Consider the following 1,233-nt stretch of genomic DNA (forward strand, 5'->3'; position numbering starts at 1 on the left):
GCATCATCCATATATTGCGCGGCCGAAGAGACACTGATCGATCCGATGATCTTGTTGCTGGCATCACGGATTGGCGCCGCCACGCAGCGAATGCGGTCTTCGTTTTCTTCCAGATCGTAGGCATAACCCTTGGTCGCATAATCGCGCATGCGATCCATCCAGGTCTCAAAATCGACGCGGTAACCTGGCCATTCGCGGCCTTCGCGTTGATAAACCGTGGCCAATTCATCTTCTCGACGGTCAAGCAAAAGTGCCTTGCCTATGCCGGTAGATCGCAACGGCTGGCGTTCGCCAATACGTGAACTGATTTCGATACGACGACTCCCCTGCACCTTGTCCAGATACAGCGCACGGTCGCCATCAAGGATACCGAGATGGACCGTATCGCCGGTATCGAGCGATAGGGCCAAGAGATAATCATGAGCGATACGCGGCAGGTTCATCTGGCGGGACGCCAAATGACCCAACTCAAGAAGTTTTGGTCCCAGACTGTAACCCACGCGCGGTGTGAAATTGAGAAAGCGCTGCTCGACCAGAGTCGTTGCAAGCCTGTGCGTTGTCGACCGCGTCAGCCCCAAGACCTCTGATAATTGAACCAGGCTACGCGCATTGGCCGCCACTGCCATCATAACGTCGAGACCGCGCACAAGCGTTTGCGCGCCGGCGAGCGTCTTACCGCCCCCGTCGCCCTCTGCGTCCCTGACCAAACTCTCGTTTGACAAATTATTCGTTGACGTCACGTGTTTCATTATTTAATGCTCATATCTAAAGTGTGGGATGAAAGCAAGTCGTTCATCCCGAAATCCGTACAGGGATGATGGGATGTGATGAAGCGTCCCAAATGGTGAGATTAATGCGGAAATTTCCTAAGATCAAGCAAGTGCGCGCCTCCGTTATCAAGGGCGGCGAAGGCGGCGGCGGCGCCGACTATCACGATCAGGGCGAAGGTCATTGGATCGACAACCATATCGCGACCTCCATGGGCCGCTATCCGGAATACCGCCAGAGCCGCAAATCTTTCGGCATCAATGTGCTGGGCACCCTCGTGGTCGAGATCGAATGTGAAGACGGAACCACAGGTTTCGCGGTAACTACCGGCGGCGAACCGGCGGCCTACATGGTCGAAAAGCACTTCGCGCGCTTCCTCGAAGGCCGCGATCCGTTCGAATACGAGACCATCTGGGACCAGATGTATTTCGCCTCTCAATATTACGGCCGCAAGGGTCTGGTGGT

1 protein-coding gene and 1 pseudogene are annotated in these 1,233 nt (G+C 55.4%); one reads left to right on the forward strand and one right to left on the reverse strand.

Annotated elements, in window-relative coordinates:
• On the reverse strand, window positions 1-749 hold a 749-nt coding region (locus B060_RS25885; protein WP_081607017.1), incomplete at its 3' end, for an IclR family transcriptional regulator.
• Window positions 750-853: 104 nt separating this feature from the next.
• Here B060_RS25885 and B060_RS0123555 point away from each other — a divergent pair.
• Window positions 854-1,233, forward strand: a pseudogene (locus tag B060_RS0123555) (L-rhamnonate dehydratase); the annotation flags it as partial.

Source organism: Asticcacaulis benevestitus DSM 16100 = ATCC BAA-896, from assembly GCF_000376105.1.
Taxonomy (GTDB): domain Bacteria; phylum Pseudomonadota; class Alphaproteobacteria; order Caulobacterales; family Caulobacteraceae; genus Asticcacaulis; species Asticcacaulis benevestitus.